Source organism: Telluria mixta, assembly GCF_029223865.1.
GTDB classification, from domain to species: Bacteria; Pseudomonadota; Gammaproteobacteria; order Burkholderiales; family Burkholderiaceae_D; genus Telluria; species Telluria mixta.
Genome location: NZ_CP119520.1, coordinates 6,818,640 through 6,838,959, shown reverse-complemented (window position 1 = coordinate 6,838,959; position 20,320 = coordinate 6,818,640). Strand labels below are relative to the sequence as shown.

The 20,320-nt window shown below is 67.8% G+C and carries 14 protein-coding genes and 3 pseudogenes; 9 read left to right on the top strand and 8 right to left on the bottom strand.

From position 1 onward, the window contains the following. Nucleotides 1–128: 128 nt before the first annotated feature. A pseudogene (locus tag P0M04_RS30055) lies at nucleotides 129–1,648 on the bottom strand (MFS transporter). A 120-nt stretch (nucleotides 1,649–1,768) separates the two neighbouring features. Here P0M04_RS30055 and P0M04_RS30045 point away from each other — a divergent pair. Then, nucleotides 1,769–2,647 (top strand): LysR substrate-binding domain-containing protein, encoded by an 879-nt coding sequence (locus P0M04_RS30045; protein ID WP_259450208.1) that lies wholly within the window; start codon nucleotides 1,769–1,771, stop codon nucleotides 2,645–2,647. Next, on the top strand, nucleotides 2,641–3,399 hold the full coding sequence (locus tag P0M04_RS30040; RefSeq protein WP_259450207.1) for a sulfite exporter TauE/SafE family protein: 759 nt from the start codon (nucleotides 2,641–2,643) through the stop codon (nucleotides 3,397–3,399). Before P0M04_RS30045 ends, P0M04_RS30040 begins: the two co-directional genes overlap by 7 nt. A gap of 13 nt (nucleotides 3,400–3,412) precedes the next feature. Here the strand turns inward: P0M04_RS30040 and ligK are convergent, their stop codons facing one another. The 3 genes from ligK to P0M04_RS30025 are packed head-to-tail and all read right to left on the bottom strand — an operon-like array spanning nucleotide 3,413 to nucleotide 6,272. Then, nucleotides 3,413–4,096: a 4-carboxy-4-hydroxy-2-oxoadipate aldolase/oxaloacetate decarboxylase gene (gene ligK / locus P0M04_RS30035; RefSeq protein ID WP_281042464.1), complete on the bottom strand. Its 684-nt coding sequence runs from the start codon at nucleotides 4,094–4,096 to the stop codon at nucleotides 3,413–3,415. Nucleotides 4,097–4,114: 18 nt separating this feature from the next. After that, on the bottom strand, nucleotides 4,115–5,140 hold the full coding sequence (locus P0M04_RS30030) for an amidohydrolase family protein (protein WP_259450455.1): 1,026 nt from the start codon (nucleotides 5,138–5,140) through the stop codon (nucleotides 4,115–4,117). A 13-nt stretch (nucleotides 5,141–5,153) separates the two neighbouring features. Then, a complete protein-coding gene (locus tag P0M04_RS30025; RefSeq protein ID WP_259450205.1) occupies nucleotides 5,154–6,272 on the bottom strand; it encodes a 4-oxalomesaconate tautomerase in 1,119 nt (372 codons plus the stop codon). Nucleotides 6,273–6,400: 128 nt separating this feature from the next. Here P0M04_RS30025 and P0M04_RS30020 point away from each other — a divergent pair, with 128 nt between their 5' ends. From P0M04_RS30020 to P0M04_RS29990, 7 genes and pseudogenes are all read left to right on the top strand, one after another. After that, nucleotides 6,401–7,618 (top strand): LysR family transcriptional regulator, encoded by a 1,218-nt coding sequence (locus P0M04_RS30020; protein ID WP_259450204.1) that lies wholly within the window; start codon nucleotides 6,401–6,403, stop codon nucleotides 7,616–7,618. Nucleotides 7,619–7,775: 157 nt separating this feature from the next. Beyond that, nucleotides 7,776–9,110: an MFS transporter gene (locus P0M04_RS30015; protein WP_259450203.1), complete on the top strand. Its 1,335-nt coding sequence runs from the start codon at nucleotides 7,776–7,778 to the stop codon at nucleotides 9,108–9,110. Between the two features lie 9 nt (nucleotides 9,111–9,119). Further along, nucleotides 9,120–10,405: pseudogene (locus P0M04_RS30010) on the top strand (gallate dioxygenase). 133 nt (nucleotides 10,406–10,538) lie between these two features. Next, on the top strand, nucleotides 10,539–11,621 hold the full coding sequence (locus tag P0M04_RS30005) for a porin (protein ID WP_259450201.1): 1,083 nt from the start codon (nucleotides 10,539–10,541) through the stop codon (nucleotides 11,619–11,621). 14 nt (nucleotides 11,622–11,635) lie between these two features. After that, nucleotides 11,636–13,357, top strand: coding sequence for a tannase/feruloyl esterase family alpha/beta hydrolase (locus tag P0M04_RS30000; RefSeq protein WP_259450200.1), 1,722 nt, complete (start codon nucleotides 11,636–11,638; stop codon nucleotides 13,355–13,357). Continuing rightward, nucleotides 13,354–14,955: a methyl-accepting chemotaxis protein gene (locus tag P0M04_RS29995; RefSeq protein WP_281042171.1), complete on the top strand. Its 1,602-nt coding sequence runs from the start codon at nucleotides 13,354–13,356 to the stop codon at nucleotides 14,953–14,955. The genes P0M04_RS30000 and P0M04_RS29995 overlap by 4 nt, the downstream gene beginning before the upstream one ends. A gap of 72 nt (nucleotides 14,956–15,027) precedes the next feature. Then, on the top strand, nucleotides 15,028–16,722 hold the full coding sequence (locus P0M04_RS29990) for a glycoside hydrolase family 43 protein (protein WP_259450199.1): 1,695 nt from the start codon (nucleotides 15,028–15,030) through the stop codon (nucleotides 16,720–16,722). 1 nt (nucleotide 16,723) lies between these two features. On the opposite strand, the gene gloA2 is transcribed toward P0M04_RS29990, so the two are convergent. The 4 genes and pseudogenes from gloA2 to P0M04_RS29970 form a co-directional block, all read right to left on the bottom strand. Continuing rightward, on the bottom strand, nucleotides 16,724–17,233 hold the full coding sequence (gene gloA2 / locus P0M04_RS29985; protein WP_307734314.1) for an SMU1112c/YaeR family gloxylase I-like metalloprotein: 510 nt from the start codon (nucleotides 17,231–17,233) through the stop codon (nucleotides 16,724–16,726). 123 nt (nucleotides 17,234–17,356) lie between these two features. Continuing rightward, nucleotides 17,357–17,509: pseudogene (locus P0M04_RS29980) on the bottom strand (alpha/beta fold hydrolase); the annotation flags it as partial. 76 nt (nucleotides 17,510–17,585) lie between these two features. Next, nucleotides 17,586–18,683: a LacI family DNA-binding transcriptional regulator gene (locus tag P0M04_RS29975; protein WP_259450198.1), complete on the bottom strand. Its 1,098-nt coding sequence runs from the start codon at nucleotides 18,681–18,683 to the stop codon at nucleotides 17,586–17,588. 7 nt (nucleotides 18,684–18,690) lie between these two features. Further along, the gene (locus P0M04_RS29970) at nucleotides 18,691–20,313 is read right to left on the bottom strand and encodes a family 43 glycosylhydrolase (protein WP_259450197.1); all 1,623 of its coding nucleotides are present in this window, start codon (nucleotides 20,311–20,313) and stop codon (nucleotides 18,691–18,693) included. Nucleotides 20,314–20,320 lie beyond the last annotated feature (7 nt).

Below are 20,320 nucleotides of genomic sequence, written 5' to 3'. Positions count from 1 at the left end.
TGACGTGCACGTTTCTGGTGAAATTCCAAGTCTAGGGCAGGCCTCGCGCAAAAAGTGACAATATGCATTGTTTGTTGCATCAAGACAACTAAAAATGTTGTTTTTGACAATGACAGTGGTAATTCTGGTCAATCTCTCATGTTCACCAGCCGCGACCATGTTGAACGGTCACGCATGCAGCCGACCACGATCGCACTCGCCGCAGCCGCGGCAAGTCCCGCTGCCAGGAAGCCATGCGCAAACCCGGATTCGAAACTGCGCCGCAGCAGCCCGGCCAGCCCGGCCGGCAGCGCGCCGCCGTCGCCCGCGACCAGGCGCTCGACCATGTCCGGCGCGATCCCGACGCCCGCGTGCTGCAGGCCGGCCAGCAGGGCCGAGCGCACGCCGCCGGCCAGCACGGCGCCGATGCCGGCGAAGCCCAGCAGGATGCCGCAGAAGCGCGACGTGGTGCTGATGCCGGAGGCCATGCCTGCCCGCTCCGGCGGGATGGTCCCCATGATGGCCTTCTGGGTCTCGCCGTTGAGGAGTCCTCCGCCGACGCCGAGGATCGCCATGCCGATGACGTCCAGCAGCCGGTGGCCCGGCACGCTCGCCGACCACGCCATGACCAGGTTGCCGGTCGCAACGATTGCCAGGCCGAGCGCCAGAATCCGGTAGCCCGCCATGAACGCGGCCAGGCGCCGTCCCGCCATCGGCAGCAGCAGCATCGCGAGGGCGAAGGGGAGCATGCCGACGCCGGCTTCCAGCGCGGTGGCGCCGCGCGCGTTCTGCAGGTACAGCGGGAGCAGGGACGCCATCACCTGGGCGCACGCCGCATACGCCAGCATGGCCGCGACGGCGCCGACGAAACGGCGCTGCGCGAACAGGGACAGGTCGAGCATCGGTGCGCGGACCCGGCGCTCGGTGGCGACGAACAGCGCGAACAGGGCCAGCGCCGCGGCGGCGCGTGCCAGCACGGCCAGGCTGGTCCAGCCCTGGGCGGGCCCGGAGATCAGCGTCCAGGTGAAGGCGAACATCGCGGCCGCGAACAGGCCGATGCCCGGCAGGTCGAGCGTGCGCTGCGCCGCGCCGCGCGATTCGGGCACCCAGCGCAGGACGGCGAGCGCCAGTCCGGCGCAGACCGGCAGGTTGGCGAAGAAGGCCCAGCGCCAGCCGAACCAGCGGCTGATGACACCGCCGATCAGCGGTGAGCACACCATCGTCAGGCCCATGACCGTGCCCCAGAAGGCCACACGCGCGCACGTTCCTGCTCGCCATGGAAGGCATGCCCGATCACGGCCAGCGAGGGCGCCAGCAGGAACGCCGCGCCGACGCCCTGCGCGGCGCGCGCCACGTAGAGCGCCTGCGCGTCCGGGGCGGCACCGCAGGCCAGCGACGTCGCGGCGAAGATGGCGAGACCCAGCAGCAGCACGCGCCTGCGCCCGGCCCGGTCGGCGATGGCGCCCGCGGGGAGGAGCAGGGCCGCGAAGCACAGCAGGTAGGCGCTCACGACCCATTCGATGTCGGCGAACGTCGCCGCCAGGTCGCGCGCGATGGCCGGCAGGACGATCCCGACCAGGTTCGTATCGAGGACCGTGACGGCGCAGCCCAGCGAGGCCGTCAGCAGCAGGCGCGTCGACGAGGAGCGCGTGGGGGAGTCGGCAGGCATCGTGGGGGCTCCTGGGATCGGCGGGAAGTGCCATTACACCGCATGTGGGAATTTCATTCATTAACGGAAAAACGTGAAATAATTCGCTCTTGCCGAATATTCATGCCTGCCTGGAGACCGATGGAGCTGCGACATTTCCGCTATTTCGTGGCGGTGGCCGAGGAGTTGCATTTCGCCCGCGCCGCCGAGCGGCTCGGCATCGCCCCGTCCACGCTGACCGTGCAGATCCAGGAAATCGAGCGGACGCTCCAGGCCCGGCTGTTGCAGCGGACCAAGCGCAGCGTGCGCCTGACCGGCGCCGGCGAGCTGTTCCTCGAGCAGGCGCGCGCCAGCCTGCGGCAATTCGACCAGGCCATCGGCGTCGGCCGCCGCGCCGGTCGCGGCGAGCTTGGCCGGCTCGTCGTCGGCTACGTCGGTTCCGCCGCCCTGGCCAGCATCCTGCAGCAGCAGATGCGGCGGTTTCGCGCCGACTGGCCGGATGTCCAGCTGCAGGCGAGCGAACTGCCGATGGGGCGGCTGCCGGGCCTTGTCGCGGAGGGGCATGTGGATGTCGGCTTCGTGCGCCTGCCGATGGCGCTGCCCGACGAATTGCGCGTGCACGTCGTGCAGCGCAACCGTTTCTGCGTCGCGCTGCCGGCCAGCCACCGCCTGGCCGGCGCCGCCGCGGTCGACGCCGGGGCGCTGGCGGACGACGACTTCATCGTGCCCGAACAGGACCTGGGGACGCGTGAAGTCGGGCGGCGCGGCCGCTTCGTGCCCCGCATCGTGTCGGTGCCGGGCAATCTGTTGACGGTGCTGACCGAAGTGTCGTTGTGGATGGGTGTCGCGGTCGTGCCCGACGTGGTGGCCTCGACCCTGGTGCTGCCGGACGTGGTCTACAAGCCGCTGGCCGGCGAGCCCGTCACGTCGGAGCTGGCCGCCATCTTCCGCCGCAGCGAAGGGGCGCCGGCCGCGAAGAACCTGATCCGGCAGCTGGTGGCGGAGTTGTCGCCATGCTGATCGCCGACCCGCTGTTCTATGCCGTCGCCGTGCCGGCCGTCCTGCTGACCGGCATCTCGAAAGGCGGCTTCGGCGGCGTGCTCGGCGGCGTGGGCGTGCCCCTGATGGCGCTGGCGATCCCGCCTGTCCAGGCGGCCGCGATCCTGCTGCCGGTGCTGTGCCTGATGGACCTCGTGGGGCTGCGCGCCTACTTCGGCAAATGGGACAGGCCGACGCTGCGCATCATGTTGCCGGGTGCTTTCCTCGGCATCGTCGCGGGCTTCCTCACGTTCGGCATGCTGAGCGAGGACGTCATCCGTATCCTGATCGGCGGCATCGCGGTGGCCTTCACGATCAACAACGTGCTGGGCCTGACCGCCCACCAGCGCCAGGCCGGGCCCTCGGTGGCGAAAGGCACCTTCTGGTCCGCGGTCTCGGGCCTGACCAGCTTCCTCGCCCATGCCGGCGGGCCGCCCGCCATGGTCTACCTGCTGCCGCAGCGCATGGACAAGGTGCGCTATGTCGCCACCATCAGCGTGTTCTTCGCGGCCGTCAACGCGGTCAAGCTGGTCCCGTACGCATGGCTGGGCCAGCTGTCGCTCGACAACCTGGGCACCAGCTTCGTCCTCGCGCCGCTCGTGCCGCTGGGTGTGCGGCTGGGCATCTGGCTGCAGGACCGGATCAACCTCGTGTGGTTCTACCGCATTTCGCAGGCCTGCCTGCTCGTGACCGGGATCCAGCTGGTCTGGCAGGGCGGGGCGCGTTTCCTGTAGACAGGGAGCCCGATCAGTCGATGTAGGTCAGGCCCGCGGCCGCCAGCGGCTCGCGCATCTTGTACATGTCCAGGCCCAGCACGCCCGACGCCAGCTTCGCGCGCTTCTCGCCCTCGAACGATTCGCGCTTTTCGGCGACGTCGGCGACGCGCGCGGCATCCGGTGCCGGCACCACGACGACGCCGTCGTCATCGGCCACGATCACGTCGCCCGGGTTCACGAGCGCGCCGGCGCAGAGCACCGGGATGTTGACGGAGCCGAGCGTCGCCTTGATCGTGCCCTTGGCGCTGATTGCCTTGCTCCAGACAGGAAACCCCATCTCCTTCAGCACGCGCACGTCGCGCACGCCGGCGTCGATGACGAGCGCCTTCGCGCCGCGCGCCATGAAGCTCGTCGCCAGCAGGTCGCCGAAATAGCCGTCCGTGCACTCGGCCGTGATCGCCGCCACGACGATGTCGCCCGGCTGGATCTGTTCCGCCGCCACGTGCATCATCCAGTTGTCGCCCGGGTGGAGCAGGACGGTGACGGCGGTGCCGGACACCTGCTGGTCCGGGAAGATCGGCCGCATGTAGGGCTTCAGCAGGCCCACGCGGCCCATGGCTTCGTGGACGGTCGCGCTACCCAGTTTGCCGAGGCGCTCCGTCGCGGCGCGGTCCGCGCGCCCGATATTGCGTTTCACGATACCCAGTTGGTTCATCAGCGGTGTGGTCATTTTTTACAATCCTTTCTGTTTCAGTGCGGCGTCCAGGCGAGCAAAGACGCTGCGCGCATTGCCTTCGAAGATCTGGAAGCGGTCTTCGTCGGACAGCGCCGCGGCCTGGATGTAGCGCTTCGTGTCGTCGTAGTAGTGGCCCGTTTCCGGATCGATGCCGCGCACGGCGCCGATCATTTCGGACGCGAACAGCACGTTCTTCGTCGGGATGACTTTCGTGAGCAGGTCGATGCCCGGCTGGTGGTACACGCAGGTGTCGAAGAAGATGTTGTTCAGCAGGTGATCCTGCAGCAGCGGCTTCTTCATCTCCTGCGCCAGGCCACGGAACCGGCCCCAGTGGTAAGGCACCGCACCGCCGCCGTGCGGGATCAGGAATTTCAGCGTGGGGAAATCCTTGAACAGGTCGCTCGTCAGGCATTGCATGAACGCGGTCGTGTCGGCGTTCAGGTAGTGCGCGCCCGTCGTGTGGAAGCACGGGTTGCAGCTCGTCGACACGTGGATCATTGCCGGGATGTCGTACTCGACCATCTTTTCGTAGATCGGATACCAGTGGCGGTCGGACAGCGGCGGCGACGTCCAGTGGCCGCCCGACGGATCGGGGTTCAGGTTGATGCCGACCATGCCGTATTCCTTCACGCAGCGCTCCAGTTCGGGAATGCACGTGCGCGGATCGACGCCGGGCGATTGCGGCAGCATCGCGGCGCCGATGAAGTGATCGGGGAACAGCTGCGACACCCGGTAGCACAACTCGTTGCAGATCGCGGCCCACGTGGCGCTGGTCTCCCTATCGCCGATGTGGTGTGCCATGAAGCTGGCGCGCGGCGAAAAGATCGTCAGGTCGGAACCGCGTTCGCGCATCAGGCGCAGCTGGTTCGTCTCGATCGACTCGCGCAGCTCGTCGTCGCTGATGTTGAGGTCCGAGACGCGCGGGCCCAGCTCGGGCGTGTTCAGGTTCGCGACCTGCGCGTTGCGCCAGTCTTCCAGCGCTTTCGGCGCCGTCGTGTAGTGGCCGTGGCAGTCGATGACCAGGGGCTTACGCATATTATTTTCCTCTCCAGATGTCTTGCGATACCAGTACTTCGCCGCGCATGATTGGGCGCGCGGTGCGCAGCAGGGCGGCACGATTCACCTGCTGCGGATTGTCCTTGTCGAGTTCCAGCTCGACGCTGAATTCCCCGGTCGGATGCTCGACCGAGACGGTCTTGACGAGACCCGCAGGCACGCTGGCGATGCCCTGCGTGACCGAGCCTTCCAGCACGCACGCCGTGGCGACGGTGACGGCGGCCAGCACGCCGATCGCCTCGTGGCACACATGCGGGATGAAGCAGCGCGTGGCGATGCTGCCGCCGGCGCGCGGCGCCGCGACGAGGCACATCTTCGGGTAGCTCTTCGTCGTGACGTCGCCCAGTCCCATCCGCGGGCCCACGGTCAGGCGCAGCGCTTCCAGCTTCGCCTTCAACGCCTCGTTCGCGTTCAGGTCGGCGACGCTTTCGTAGCCGGTGACGCCCATGTCGCCGGCGCGCACGAGCACCATCGGCATGCCGTTGTCGATCAGCGTGACGTCGATGCCGTCGCCATCCACGTCAAAGCGGTCGAGCACATGGCCGGTCGGCAGCAGCGACGGACACACGGAACCGGCCGTGTCCAGGAAGTCGATGGAGATCGGCGCCGCCGTGCCGGGCACGCCGTCGATGCGCGCGTCGCCCGTGTACTGCAAACGGCCGTCCCGCGTCTGCACCGTGACGTCGCACTGCATGCCGGTGTTCAGGGTCAGCACGCGCGCCGTGGTCGTGCCTTGCCGGATCGGCAGCAGGCCGCGTTCCAGCGCGAACGGCAGCACGGCGGCGAGCATGTTGCCGCAGTTGGGCGACGTGTCGACGGTGTCCTGGTCCGGCTGCAGTTGGGCGAACAGGAAATCGAGGTCGACGCCTGGTGTCTTGCTGCGGCGGACGATGCCGACCTTGCTCGTGAGCGGATGCGCGCCGCCCAGGCCGTCGATCTGGCGCCTGTCGGGCGAGCCCATGGCCGCGAGCAGCACCTGGTCGCGCAGGGCCGGCTCCAGAGGCAGGTCGGATTCGAGGAAGAATGGGCCGCGGGACGTCCCGCCGCGCATCAGGATGCAGGGCACCGGGACGAGGTCGGAGTGGTGGTCAGTGGTCATGGTCGCGGTTGTGATACGTGCGTTGTTGTGCAGTGAGTATCGGTGCCGGCGACTGTTCGATGGTTGCTTTGTGGGGGCGAGTTTGTTCTAATCTGCTTATTGTTGCTTCCTGAAAGGACCCAGGCACCATGCCGCTCGTCAGCCTGCGCCACCTCCACGCCTTCAGCGCCGTCGCCGCCGCCGGCGGCATCCGTCGTTCCTCGGAGAGCCTGTTCCGTGCCTCGTCGGCCGTGGCCCGCTCCGTGGCCGCCCTCGAAGACAGCCTGGGTGTGCAGCTGTTCGAGCGGAAAGGACGCGGCATGCTTCTGACGCGGGCCGGCGAGACGGTCCGGTTGCGTGCCGACCGTATCGAAGCCGAGTTGCGCGAGGTGCGCGACGACGCCTTGCGGATGAACGGACGAGGCACGGAACGCGCGGGAAACAAGGTGGGCGGCATCGATGCCATGCTCAACGAGCGGCGCCTGCAGTCGGCGGCGTTGCTGGCCGAGGCCCATTACATGCCCGGCGTGGCGCACGCGCTGGGCGCGTCGCAGTCGGCCATCAGCCAGGCGATCACGCACCTGGAGAACATGCTGGGGCAGCCATTGTTCCTCCGCACCGCGCACGGGATGTTGCCGACCGATGCGGGGCGGCGCTGGATCGAACGGTTCGAACGCGTGCTCGCCGAACTGCGCCATATACCCGAGGATATCGCGGCGCTCGCGGGCATCGTGCGCGGCGTCGTCACGATCGGCGCGTTGCCGCTCGCGCGCTCGCAATTCCTGCCGCTCGCCATCGCGGCGGTCCAGGCCAGGCACCCGCACCTCGTCATCCGTTCGCTCGAAAGTCCTTATGACGAGCTGACGGCCGGCCTGCTGAGCGGGCGCATCGACTTCATCCTCGGCGCCCTGCGTCCGTCGTCCGGCGTGGCGTTCGTGTCGGAGGCGCTGTTCGAGGACAAGGTGGCCCTGGTGGCGCGTGCGGGCCATCCGCTGGCCGGCGAGAAGTCGATCGCGATGCGCGACCTGGAGCGCTATCCCTGGGTCCTGTCACGCGCCGGCACGCCGCTGCGCGAACAGTTCGACCGGTTCTTCGAGGGCGAAGGCGCCGTGCCGCCGGCGCCCGTGGTGGAAACGGGCGACCTCGCGCTCGCGCGCGGGCTATTGTTGGCGGGCGATATGCTGACGGTGCTGTCCGTGCACCAGCTGTATCACGAAATCCGTGCCGGCCAGCTGGTCGAACTGCGTTTCGCTTTGCGCGGCATGGAGCGCGCCATCGGCATCACCACGCGGCGCGGCGCGCACCTGTCGCCCGGCGCGAGCGCGCTGATCGGGGAACTGCGGCAACTCGGGGCGTCCTGGAGCTGACATACGCAATAAGCAGATTGCAACGCTGGGGTGGCTGAAAGCAATACATTAGGGCAAGTCAAAACGTACACTGGGAAACTGATGGTGCCGGGATTCTACGGTCGTAGACGATCCGGGCGCCGGCAGTCCATAACACGCGTATTGACCAGGAGACTTAATGAATACGGCACACACCCTCGATGTGCGGGCGCACATCAACGGCCGCAAGATGTCCGGCTACCAGTGGCTCTTGCTTTTCCTCTGCTTCCTCATCATCACCACGGACGGTATCGACGTCGCCATCATGGGCTTCCTCGCGCCGGCGATCACGAAGGAGTGGGGCATTTCCAAGGCGGCGTTCGGCGTCGTGATGAGTGCGGCGCCGATCGGCCTGGCCATCGGCGCGCTGATGATCGGCCCACTGTCCGACCGCTACGGCCGCAAGCGCCTGCTGATGGTGGCCGTCGGCTGGTTCGGCCTGTTCAGCGTGCTGGCCTCGCAGGCGAACGACGTCGTGTCGCTGTCCGCGCTGCGCTTCCTGACCGGTCTCGGTCTCGGCGCCGCCATGCCCAATACGACGACCCTGCTGTCCGAGTACGTGCCGGAGGCGCGCCGCAGCACGCTGCTCGCCATCATGTTCACAGGTTTTAACCTGGGCTCGGCCCTCGTCGGCTTCGGCGCGGCCGCGCTGCTGCCGGAGTACGGCTGGCGCATGGTGCTGGTCGTCGGCGGCGCGATCCCGCTCGCCTGCCTGCCGTTCTACATCTTCCTCGTGCCGGAGTCCGTGCGCTTCCTGGTCGTCAATAAGTATCCGGCAGCACGTATCGCCACCACGCTCCAGCGTGTCGTCGGCGGCGACGTGCCGGCGGGCGCCGCCTTCACGATCAGCGAGCAGAAGGTCGAGGGCAAGGCCAAGGTCGGCGCGCTGCTGGCGCCCAGCTTCCGCGGCATCACGCTGTCGCTGTGGGCCACCTATTTCATGGGCCTGCTGGTCATCTACCTGCTGTCGGGCTGGCTGCCGACACTCATCAAGGAAGCGGGCCTGCCGATCGAGCGCGCCGCCAACATCACCGCGATGTTCCAGCTCGGCGGCACCGTCGGCGCGCTGTTCGTCGGCTGGCTGATGGACCGCTGGACGCCGAACAAGGTCATCGCCGCGACGTATCTCATCGGTGCCGCGTTTATCCTCGCCGTCGCATCGAGCGGCGTGCAATCCGGTTTCTTCGGTATCCTCGTGCTGCTGGCAGGCTTCTGCATGAGCGGTGCCCAGACCGGCCTGAACGCCTTCGCGCCGCAATGCTACCCGACCGCGGTGCGTGCCACGGGCGTCAGCTGGATGCAGGGCATCGGCCGCTTCGGCAGCATCTTCGGCTCGGCCGCGGGCGGCATCCTGCTGTCGATGGGCTGGGGCTTCTCGGCGGTGATCGCGATCCTCGCCATCCCGGCCACGCTCGCGGCGCTGTCCATCGTCTTCACCCGGTTCGCGGCACGGGCCGTACCGGCAACCGCATAAGGAAACATCATGGCCAGGATCATCGGCGCAATCGCCTCCTCGCACACCCCGACCATCGGCTTCGCCCTGGACGCCAACAAGCAGAACGACGCCGTCTGGGCACCGATCTTCAAGGCGTACGAACCGGTGCGCCAGTGGCTCGACGAGAAGAAGCCGGACGTCCTGCTGGTCGTCTACAACGACCACGTGACCTCGTTCTTCTTTGATCACTACTCGGCGTTCGCGCTGGGCATCGGCGACCGCTGGCTGCCGGCCGACGAGGGCGGCGGCGCGCGCGACCTGCCAGCCGTGGGCGGCCATGCGGCACTGGCGCGGCACATCGGCCAGTCGCTGGTCGCCGACGAGTTCGACATGTCCTTCTTCCAGGGCAAGCCGCTCGATCACGGCTGCTTCTCGCCGCTGTCGATCATGTGGCCGCAGACGGCGGAGGACGGCTGGCCCGGCACGATCGTCCCGCTGCAGTGCGGCGTGCTGCAGTTCCCGGTGCCGTCCGCGCGTCGCTGCTTCAAGCTGGGCCAGGCCCTGCGCCGCGCCATCGAGAGCTATCCGGACGACGACCTGAAGGTGGCCATCGTCGCCACCGGCGGCCTGTCGCACCAGGTGCACGGCGAGCGCTGCGGTTTCAACAACACATCGTGGGACGACGAGTTCCTCGACCTGTTCGAAAAGGACCCCGAGGTCATCCTGAACATGACGCAGGCCGAGCTGGCGAAGCTGGGGGCTGGGAAGGCGCCGAGATCATCATGTGGATGATCATGCGCGGCGCGATGCCGGCCCGCATCAACTGCCTGCACCGCGAGTACTACCTGCCGTCGATGACGGGCATCGCGGTGGCGGTGTACGAAAGCGACGTCGCGGTCGACCCGGCGCGCCAGGCCCGCGCCATCGCCGAGCACCGCGCGCACATCGCCCATCAGACGGCGGGCGCGGAGGAGCTCGAGGGCACGTATCCGTTCACGCTCGAGCGCAGCGTGGCGCACTACCGCATCAACAGCTACCTGCACCAGCTGATCGAGCCGGCATTCCGCGCGCGCTTCCTGGCCGACCCTGTCGCCACGTACGAGGAGGCGGGTCTCACGGAAGAGGAGCGCGACCTGGTCTCGCGGCGCGACTGGCGCGGCATGATCCGCTACGGCGTCATCTTCTTCCTGCTGGAGAAGCTGGGCGCGGTGGTGGGCGTCTCGAACCTGCACATCTATGCCGCCATGCGCGGCGAGTCGCTGGAAGACTTCCAGAAGACCCGCAACACCAAGGTCTTGTACTCGGTCGCCGGCAAGGGCGCCACCAGGTCCTGATCCGCGGGCGCGCCCTGGCGCGCCCATCCCCCTGAACACGAACCGGCGGACGCCTCGCGCGTCCCGCCCGGGCGGCGCTCGCCCCTGCGCCGCCGACGACAGCATTCATTCACTAAAAAACCAAGGAGATACCATGAAGAAGATCATCGCGCTCGCCGCCATCGCCGCGTGCGGCGTTGCCCACGCACAGACCAACGTCACGATGTACGGCCTGCTGGATACGGCCATCGACTACAACACGAACGCCGACGCGGCGGGCCACAGCCGCACGTGGATGCCGAGCCTGGGCGGCGGCATGTTCCCGTCCCGTATCGGCTTCCGCGGCACGGAAGACCTCGGCGGCGGCCTGAAGGCGATCTTCACGCTGGAGACGGGCATCTACACGGACAGCGGCACGACCGGCCAGGGCAACCGCCTGTTCGGCCGCCAGGCGTGGGTGGGCCTCGCCGGCAGTTGGGGCCAGGTCACGCTGGGCCGCAACTACAACATGCTGTACAACTCGATGCCGGAAGTGGAGATCATCGGCCCGGCGCAGTACGGCCTCGGCTCGCTCGACGCCGGCATCCCGAACGGCCGCACCGACAATTCGGTCGCGTATAAAGGCACGTTTGGCGCGGTGACGGTCGGCGCGACGTACAGCCTCGGCCGCGACGTGTCGAACGCCGGCGGTCCGGGCGGCACCAACTGCCCGGGCGAGGCGGCGGCCGACGCGCAAGCCTGCCGCGAGTGGTCGGCCATGCTGCGCTACGACACGCCGGCGTGGGGCATCACGAGCGCCTACGACCGCAAGAACGGCGGCACCGGCGCGGCGGCTGGGCTCACCACGAGCAACCTGACGGACAGCCGACTGCACCTCGCCGGCTACACGAAGTTCGACGGCTGGCGCCTGGCCGCCGGCGCCGTCGTGCGCGACAACGAAGGTTCCTCGGCCACCCCGCGCAGCAACCTGTATTACTTCGACGGTGCCTATAAACTGTCGCCGGTCGTGACGATCGACGGCCTGGCCGGCCGCCTGGACTACAAGAACAGCGGCAACGACAGCACCCTCTATATGCTGCGCGCGATCTACGATCTGTCGAAGCGCACGTCGACCTACGTCGCGATCGGCCACGTGAGCAACAGCGGCACGGCGGCGGTCGCGCTGTCCGCCGGCGGCGCCGTCGGCGCGGGCATGGCGCAGAACGGCATCATCACCGGCATCAAGCATTCGTTCTGAACGGGAGGCCGATCATGATGAAAGCATTCCACCCCCTGCAAGGGTTGCTGGCCATTACCGTGCTGCTGGCGGGCTGCCACGGCGGTGCCGCCGTCGCTCCCGCCGACACCACCGCGGCCGCGCTCGCCGTCGTCAAGCCCGTTGCCGACTGCACGCAGCTGGCAGCGGTCGACGTGACCGATATCGGCGGCGCCGGCAGCAAGATCAACTCGGCCACGGTGGTCGCCACGACCGTCAACGGCAGCAGCGTCAGCCTGTGCGTCGTGAAGGGCACGCTGGCGCCGTCGAACACGTTCGAGGTGGCGCTGCCGGTCGGCACCTGGACCCAGCGCTTCGCGGCGCTGGGCTGCGGCGGGCTGTGCGGCAATGTCGCCGATCCGACGAAGGAAGATGCCATCAGCTTCAGCTACAAATGTCCGCTGGTGCAGCAGGGCGGCTTCGTGACCGCGGCGACCGACATGGGTCACCAGGGTTTCGATCCCGGCTGGACCGCCGACGCGCAGAAGCAGGCCGACTTCGCCTACCGCGGCCAGCACATCACCACCTTGGCCGCGAAAAAGCTGATCAAGGCCTATTATGGGCAGGAGCAGAAGTTTTCGTACTTCGTCGGCTGCTCGGACGGTGGCCGTGAAGCGCTGATGGCCGCGCAGCGCTATCCGAACGACTACAACGGCATCGTCGCGGGCGCGCCCGCCGCCCACTTCCAGTTGCAGAACTCGGTGTTTCACGGCTGGAGCGTCGTCGCCAACAGCACGACCGGCGACAGCAGCGGCAACTCGATCCTGTACCCGGACAAGGTGGCCGTGCTGCACAAGGCCGTGCTGGCCGCCTGCGCCGACACGCCCGACGGCCTGATCTCCGATCCACGCGCGTGCCGCTTCGATCCGGCCTCGATCGCCTGCCCAGCCGGCGCACAGGACACCAGCCAGTGTCTGACCCAGGCCGAAGTGCTGGCCGCCGGCCGGATCTACGGCGGCCCGGCCGATGCGAAGACGGGGGCACCGATGCAGGCCGGCCGCCCGGTATTCGGCTCGGAAGGCAACTGGGTGGGCGTCGAGGTGCCGACATCGGGCTCGTCGAGCGCGCCCGTCCCGGTGAAGTCCGGCGTGTTCAGCTACAACATCGTGACCGGCGCCTACAACCTCATCTTCACGGGCACGCCGGCCAGGCCGGACATCGACACGTTCGGCTATACCGACAGCAGCTTCTACGCGACCTACCTGGCGGAGAACCATCCGCTCAACGACGCGACCAACCCCGACCTGTCGGCCTTCCGGAAAGCCGGCGGCAAGCTGATCCTGTGGCATGGCTGGGCCGACCAGCACATCTCGCCGCTGTACACGATCCAGTACTACGAGGCGATGCAGGGCCAGATGGGACAGGCCACGGTCGACGAGTTCGCGCGCCTGTACCTGGTGCCCGGGGTGGCCCACTGCGGCGGCGGCGAAGGCAACGACAACATCGACCTGGTGTCGGGCATCACCGGCTGGGTGGAGCAGGGCACCGCGCCGGGCTCGGTCATGACCTACAAGCTGGACAGCGCCGGCGCCCAGACGGCATCGCGTCCCGTCTATCCGTATCCGGCCGTGGCCCAGTACACCGGCAGCGGCGACTGGCACGACGGCGCCAACTACGCCAGCGGCGCACCGCGCTACAACGTGCGCACGCCGTCGTGGCCGGGCTCGATCTTCTACACGCCGTACGCGCCGAAGGTGCAGGGCGTGCCCGCGCCGTGAACCTGCTGACGCACATGGGTATCGGCCACCGCCTCGGCCTCGGATTCGGGGCCATCCTGGCCACGATGGTGCTGACCACCGCGGTCGGCATCCATCGCCTGGACGCGGTGACGAACGCGACCCGGACCATGACGTCCGAGCCGTTGACGAAGGAACGCCTCGTTTCCGACTTTCATACGCTGATCTTCGGATCGGTGCGCCGCACGACCGCCATCGTCAGGAGCACCGATCCGCAGCTGGCCACGTTCTTCAAGGAAGAGACGGCCTGGTCGATGAAGCAGGGGGACGTCATCCTCGGGCAACTCGTTCCTCTGCTCACCGAGGAAGAGGAAAAGGCCCAGTACCGGCGCGCGATGGCCAGGCGCGAGGCCTATAACGCCGCGCGCGACCGGGCGACCAGGGCCAAGGCCGAGGGCAGGATGGACGAATCCGCCGCCGTCTTCGAGAAAGAATTCCTGCCGGCGGCGCGGGACTTCCAGCAGGCGTTGCAAGACCTGGTGACCTTGCAGCGCAGGAAGATCGATGCGCATGCGCAGGCGATCGGCGCTCTCGGCCGGCTCGGCACGCTGACGATGGCGCTCCTCACGGCAGCCGCCGTCGTCGCGGGTGCGGTCGGTGCGTGGTGGCTGACGCGGTCGATCGTGCGGCCGATCCGCGTGGCCGTCGCCGTCGCCGAGACCGTCGCCAGCGGCAACCTCACGCGTCGCATCGACTCATCATCCGGCGACGAGACCGGCGCCCTGTTGCGCGCGCTGCGCCACATGAACGACAGCCTCGTGGGCATCGTGGCGCAGGTTCGCCAGGGTACCGATACCATCGCCACCGCCGCGCAGCAAATCAGTGCCGGCAACCTCGACCTCTCGGCGCGCACCGAACAGCAGGCCGGCTCGCTGGAGGAAACCGCTTCGTCGATGGAAGCGCTGACGGCCACCGTGCGCCGGAATGCGGACAGCGCGCACGAAGCCAACCGCCTCGCCATCGACGCGTCGCAGGTGGCGGCCCAGGGCGGCGCCGTCGTCGGCGACGTCGTGGCGATGATGGGGGCGATCGACGCCTCGGCAAAGAGGATCGTCGACATCATCGGCGTCATCGACGGCATCGCATTCCAGACCAATATCCTGGCGTTGAACGCCGCCGTCGAAGCCGCGCGCGCAGGCGAACAGGGACGCGGCTTCGCGGTCGTGGCCTCGGAAGTGCGCAACCTGGCGCAGCGCTCGGCCGCCGCCGCCAGGGAAATCAAGGCGCTGATCTCCGCCTCGGCGGCCGAGGTCGATGCCGGGACGCGGCTCGTCCACCAGGCCGGCGCGACCATGGAGCAGGTGGTGACGAGCGTGCGCCGGGTCGCCGGCATCGTCGCCGGGATCAGCAGCGCGAGCCGGGAACAGACCCACGGCATCGAGCAGGTCAACAGCGCCATCGGCCAGATGGATCGGGTGACCCAGCAGAACGCCGCTCTCGTCGAACAGGCGGCCGCGGCCGCCGCGTCGATGCAGGAGCAGGCTAACCGGCTCGCGGACATGGTCAGCGTGTTCCAGATCGATGTCCCGCGCCGCTTCGTGAAGCCGCCAGCAATACCTTTTATGAATCAATTGATATAAACAAAACATTGGTTTTGGTTATTTTATTGACATAGAGTGGCTGCCACGCAGAATTGGGGAGCTCGATCCGACATGAAACGATATTCCGTACAGGCCATGGTGTTATCGGGGGCACTGGCCCTGGGTCTTGCTTCTTCCATGACGATGGCGGTCGCGGCGGACGACGCAAGCGCGACCGTCGCGCGCTTCGAGAAGTTTTCCTATCAGGGACGGGCCCAGGAAAACGTCCGGCCGCGCGACGGCGAGTTCGTCAATCCGATATTGAGCGGCTATTACCCGGACCCGTCGATCGCGCGCGTCGGCGACGATTATTACCTGGTGAATTCCTCGTTCACGAATTTCCCGGGACTGCCCGTGTTCCACTCCAGGGATCTCGTCAACTGGACGCAGGTTGGCAACGCGCTCGACCGGCCCGGCCAGGCCGATTTCACCGGTGTGCGCGCCTCGCAGGGCATTTATGCCCCGGACATCTCGTATCACGATGGCCTGTTCTACATTATCACCACGTGTTCGAGCTGCCCGGGCGGCACGGGGAATTTCGTCATCACGGCAAAGGATCCGGCCGGCCCGTGGTCGCAGCCGGTCACGATCCGGGGCCTGCAGGGTATCGATCCATCCCTCGTCCGGGATGGCGACAAGCTCTATGTCGTGTACAACAATGCACCGGAAGGCAAGCCGCGCTACGAAGGCCATCGCGCGATCTGGATCGCGGAGCTGGACCCGCGCACCTTGCAGTTCGCCGGCAAGCCGAAGGTCCTCGTCGACGGCGGCGTGGTCCCCGCGAAGCGGCCGATCTGGATCGAGGGGCCGCACATCTTCAACAAGGACGGCTACTACTACCTCATCTGCGCTGAAGGCGGGACGGCGGACGAGCACTCCGAAGTCGTGTTCCGCTCCAGGACGATCACGGGCCCCTATGTGCCGGGACCCGTCAATCCGATCCTGACGCAGCGCGACCTGGACCCGAAGCGCCCGAACCCCGTCACCACGGCCGGTCACGCCGACTTCGTCCAGACGCAGAACGGGCAATGGTGGGCCGTCTTCCTGGCGACCCGGCCTTATCCGGGCAATTTCTATAACATCGGGCGCGAAACCTTCATGCTGCCCGTCGACTGGAAGGATGGCTGGCCGCTGATGCTGGAGCAGGGCAGGACGGTGCCGTATGCCGTCACGAAGCCGGCATTGCCGCCGCAACCGGCGGCGCCGGTGCCCACCAGCGGCAACTTCGCGTATGTCGACGAATTCGACGGTCCGCTGTCGTCCGCCTGGATCGGCATCCGCATTCCCCGGGCGCCGCTGTACACCGTCGAACGCGGTGCACTGGTGCTGCGCGCCGGCGCGCCGCTGGGCGATCTGCGCGGCGTGCCCGCCTTCGTGGGCCGGCGCCAGCAGCATCACGTCGCCACCGTATCGACCGTGGTCGACGCCGTGCCGCGCCACGACGGCGACCGCGCGGGCCTCGTCGCGATGCAGAACGACGACAACCACGTGTTCCTTGGCGTGACGCGCAGCGGCGGCAAGGACGTGGTGGCCCTCTACAAGACGGAGGGCGGCAAGGAGACGCTGGTGGCGAGCAGGCCGGCCGCGTCCGGGCGGGTGGAGCTCGTCATGGACATGGACGGCGGCCAGGCCAGCTACCGCTACCGCGACGGGGACGTGACCACGACCCTGGCCGACAAGGTCGATATCCGCTTCCTGTCGACGCAGAAAGCGGGCGGATTCGTGGGTGTCGTGATCGGTCCCTACGCTGCGTCCGGAAGCAACTGACTCAGGTTTCGTACAGCTCGAGCGGCAGGCCGTCCGGATCGGCGAAGAAGGTAAAGCGCCTGCCGGTGTATTCGTCCGTGCGCACCGGTTCCACGGCGACGCCGTGCGCTTCGAGATGCCGGATGCAGGCCGGCAGGTCGCCGACCGCGAACGCGAGGTGCCGCAGGCCGCAGGCTTCCGGGTACGACGGCCGTGCGGGCGCGTTCGGGAATGAGAACAACTCGATCTGCGACCCATCGGGCAGCGCCAGGTCCAGCTTCCAGGAGTCGCGTTGCGCGCGGTGGTTTTCGGCGACGATGCGCAGGCCCAGCACGTCCGTGTAGAAGTGGCGGGAGCGGGCATAGTCGACGCAGATGATGGCGGCGTGGTGGATGCGGGTGAACATGGCGGTAGCGGTGCAGGGTGACGGGTCAGGGAAGGTCGGAGAGATCCAGGTAGCCGCGCCGCATGCAGATCGCCACGGCGTGCGCGCGATCTCGCGGTTGGAACTGCCGCGCGCGACCAGGTGCATGATATCGCATTCGCGCGGCGTCAGATCGTCCTTCGTGCCGCCGGCGGAGAATCGCGGCCATCTCCGTCAGGCCATCGCCGGCCAGCGTGCGCAGGTCCATCAACGTCACGTCGGGAATGGTCTCGGAAACCCGTGGAGCAGCAGTACGGGTGCGTTGGCCGGCCCGGCCTCGCGGTAGAAGACGTTCACGCCGTCGATCTTTTCCGTCTTGTAGTGGATGACCGGTACGGCCGGTTCGGAGCGTGTGAGCTGGGCAGTCGAATGAAGCTGGTTCATGGATTCCTCCGTCGGGTTGGTGGTGCGTCCCGACTACTGTAGGTCCGGCCAGCTTCGTGTCGCCAGTTAAGCGAGGTTAAATAAGGTGAAGCGTCCCGGCTTCGACCGCCATCTCCCACGATTGCTGCGGCCGTACACGGGGCGCCGCATCGGATTGACGACGCATCAGTTCATAGTCGATGCGCAGATGCTCGGGCGTGCGCTCCACGCCCCGATGCATCCGGTACACATCGCGTACCAGCGACCGCACGGCGGCACGCGCCATCTCGGCGCTGGGCTGGCGTATCGTGGTCAGGGCAGGCCAGATCGTCGTTGCCAGCATGCCGTCGCCGAAGCCGGTGACGGTGAGGTCGCCCGGGATATCGAGCCCGCGCCGCTGCGCCGCGGCGACGGTTGCCGCCGCCAGGTCGTCGCTCGTGGCGAAGATCGCCGTCGGCGCGTTGGCCAGGTCCAGCAGACAGCCTGCCGCAGCCAGGCCGCAGCGATACGATGACGTTCCAGTCACCAGCAGGGCGTCGTCGCGGGCGACACCCATCGCGTCCAGCGCAAACCGGTGGCCGGCCAGCCGCCGGGCGACCATGACGTCGTCGGGCGACCCCGTGATGACGCCGATGCGCCGGTGGCCGAGCGACAGCAGGTGGCGCGTCATCTGGTAAGCCGCGCGGTCGTCGTCGATGCCGACCGTGCCGACGCGCGGGTCGGTCGGGCCGCAGCCGACCGCAACGGTCGGGATATCGGCCGCGGCCACGACGGCGAGCGCGTGTCCGGTGTCCGCCAGCGGCGTCAGGATAATGCCGTCCACGCCGGACGCGATCAGGGACGCGAGCCGGGTGGCTTCCTCGTCGGCGGATTCGCACCGTTCGACCAGCACCTGCGTGCTTTCCACGTTGGCCTGGTTCGACAGCCCGATCAGGAATTGTCCCAGGTCGCCGGTGAAGCGGCTGCCGTACAGGACGCCGATGCGGATCGCCTTGCGGCCCGCCAGCCTGCGCGCTTCGCGGTTGGGCGCGTAGCGCAACGATGCCATGGCGTCGTCGACCCGGGTGCGGGTGCGCGCGTCGACGCGGCCATTGCCGTTCATGACGCGCGAGACCGTAATCGGCGACACGCCCGCGAGCGCCGCCACATCGCTCATGGTCGGGCGGGCAGGGGAGCCGGCAGCTGGACGCTTCATGTGTGCCTCACGCCTGGCCGGCCACCGCGCGGTAGCGGAAATCGCGCAGGCGCACGGTCCCTTTACCCGCGGCGTAGACGCCCACTTTCAGGCTCAGGAAGCCGCCGAACACGTTGTGGTGGATCCCCGACACTTCCATGCGCGTGCCGTGCAGGATCCATGTCGTGCCGCCGTCGAACGAGTAACGGAAGGTCACCACGTTCGCGTCGTTCGTGATGCGCACGCGCACGCTGGAGATGGCTTGCGGGCGGCGCGCCCACGTCTGCTCCTCGGCGTACTGGTACGTCTTGACGGTGTCCGGCGTGAAGCCGACGCCGACGTACGCCTTCGGGTTGTAGTACAGGAGCAGGCCGCCTTCGGCCGGGCCGACCAGGTCGAGCGTGATCTCGGCTTCGTACGACCGGTCGCCGACGCCGCACGTGAGCGGCGTGCTGTCGGCCGGCATCAATCCTTTGCCCTTGATTTCCAGACCGCCGTTCGCGAAGCGCACGCGCGTCATCTCGTCCGGCGCCGGGTCGTGGAACGACCACTGGACACCGAAACGGTCCTTCGAAAAATCGTCGGACAAGGCAAACCCGTTCGGGCCGGCCTTGCCGCCGCGCGGCTTCCTGATCGGCTTCGAGAGGTCGCCGCCCTTGGCGCGGAACCAGCCGTCGGCCGTCCATTCCATCGGCTCGAGCAGGGTCTGGCGGCCCAGCGTGCGGTAGCCGTTCTCGTAGCCGTGATAGACCATCCACCAGTCGCCGGCCGGTCCCTCGACGAGCGACGCGTGCCCGCGCGACCACCACGGCTCGTGGGCGCTGGTCGTGCGCACGAGCGGGTTGTGCGGGCAGTGTTCCCACGGGCCGTGAATCGATGTCGAACGGGCCGCGATCACCATGTGCCCGGTCACAGGACCGGCCGTGCCGCCCACCGCCGTGATCAGGTAAAAATACTCGCCGTGGCGCAGCAGCTTCGGGCCTTCCGGCGCGAAGTTCTCGGTGACCCAGTCTTCCGGATAGCGCCATGGCTGATACGCCTGTTCGACGGTGCCGTCGGTCGCGAGGCCGTCGTCCGTGAGGCGGATGCGGCGGATGCCGTTGACGAACAGGTAGCGCTTGCCGTCCTCGCCGACGACGTGGCCCGGGTCGATGCAGCCGGAGATTTTCAGGTCGACCGGATCGCTCCACGGCCCCTCGATGCGGTCGGCCCAGATGGCGTAGATCGACCACGCGTTGCCGTCCGGCGCGGCCGGGATGTAGATGAAGTAGCGGCCATTGTGCTTGCACAGGTCGAGCGCCCAGATCGTGCCCAGCGGCTTTTTCAGTGCAGGGCCGACGGGCGCCCAGTTCACGAGATCCGTCGAATGCCAGATCACGATGCCCGGGTAGGAGAAGAAGGACGAAAAGGTCATGTAATAGTCCTTGCCGTCCTTGAGGATCGTCGGATCCGGGTGGTCGCCCGCGATGATCGGGTTGACGTACGTGCCGTCGCCGCGGTCGGCCTTGCGCTGGCCTTCGATGCCGCGGCCCCAGCCTGGATGGGCGACTTTGGATGCGGCGGCGTGCGCGGGCAGGGCAATGGGAAGCGATGCGGCGCCAGCGCCGGCCAGCAGGGTTTTGAAAGCGTTGCGGCGTGATGAGGAAGTCATGGTCTTG

Bases quoted from the DNA above. Each gene is read 5' to 3' on its own strand.
- P0M04_RS30045 (WP_259450208.1), top strand. From the start codon at position 1,769: ATGGAGCTGCGACATTTCCGCTATTTCGTGGCGGTGGCCGAGGAGTTG.
- P0M04_RS30040 (WP_259450207.1), top strand. From the start codon at position 2,641: ATGCTGATCGCCGACCCGCTGTTCTATGCCGTCGCCGTGCCGGCCGTC.
- ligK (WP_281042464.1), bottom strand. From the start codon at position 4,096: ATGAACCAACTGGGTATCGTGAAACGCAATATCGGGCGCGCGGACCGC.
- P0M04_RS30025 (WP_259450205.1), bottom strand. From the start codon at position 6,272: ATGACCACTGACCACCACTCCGACCTCGTCCCGGTGCCCTGCATCCTG.
- P0M04_RS30020 (WP_259450204.1), top strand. From the start codon at position 6,401: ATGCCGCTCGTCAGCCTGCGCCACCTCCACGCCTTCAGCGCCGTCGCC.
- P0M04_RS30015 (WP_259450203.1), top strand. From the start codon at position 7,776: ATGAATACGGCACACACCCTCGATGTGCGGGCGCACATCAACGGCCGC.
- P0M04_RS30005 (WP_259450201.1), top strand. From the start codon at position 10,539: ATGAAGAAGATCATCGCGCTCGCCGCCATCGCCGCGTGCGGCGTTGCC.
- P0M04_RS30000 (WP_259450200.1), top strand. From the start codon at position 11,636: ATGATGAAAGCATTCCACCCCCTGCAAGGGTTGCTGGCCATTACCGTG.
- P0M04_RS29990 (WP_259450199.1), top strand. From the start codon at position 15,028: ATGAAACGATATTCCGTACAGGCCATGGTGTTATCGGGGGCACTGGCC.
- gloA2 (WP_307734314.1), bottom strand. From the start codon at position 17,233: ATGCACCTGGTCGCGCGCGGCAGTTCCAACCGCGAGATCGCGCGCACG.
- P0M04_RS29975 (WP_259450198.1), bottom strand. From the start codon at position 18,683: ATGAAGCGTCCAGCTGCCGGCTCCCCTGCCCGCCCGACCATGAGCGAT.
- P0M04_RS29970 (WP_259450197.1), bottom strand. From the start codon at position 20,313: ATGACTTCCTCATCACGCCGCAACGCTTTCAAAACCCTGCTGGCCGGC.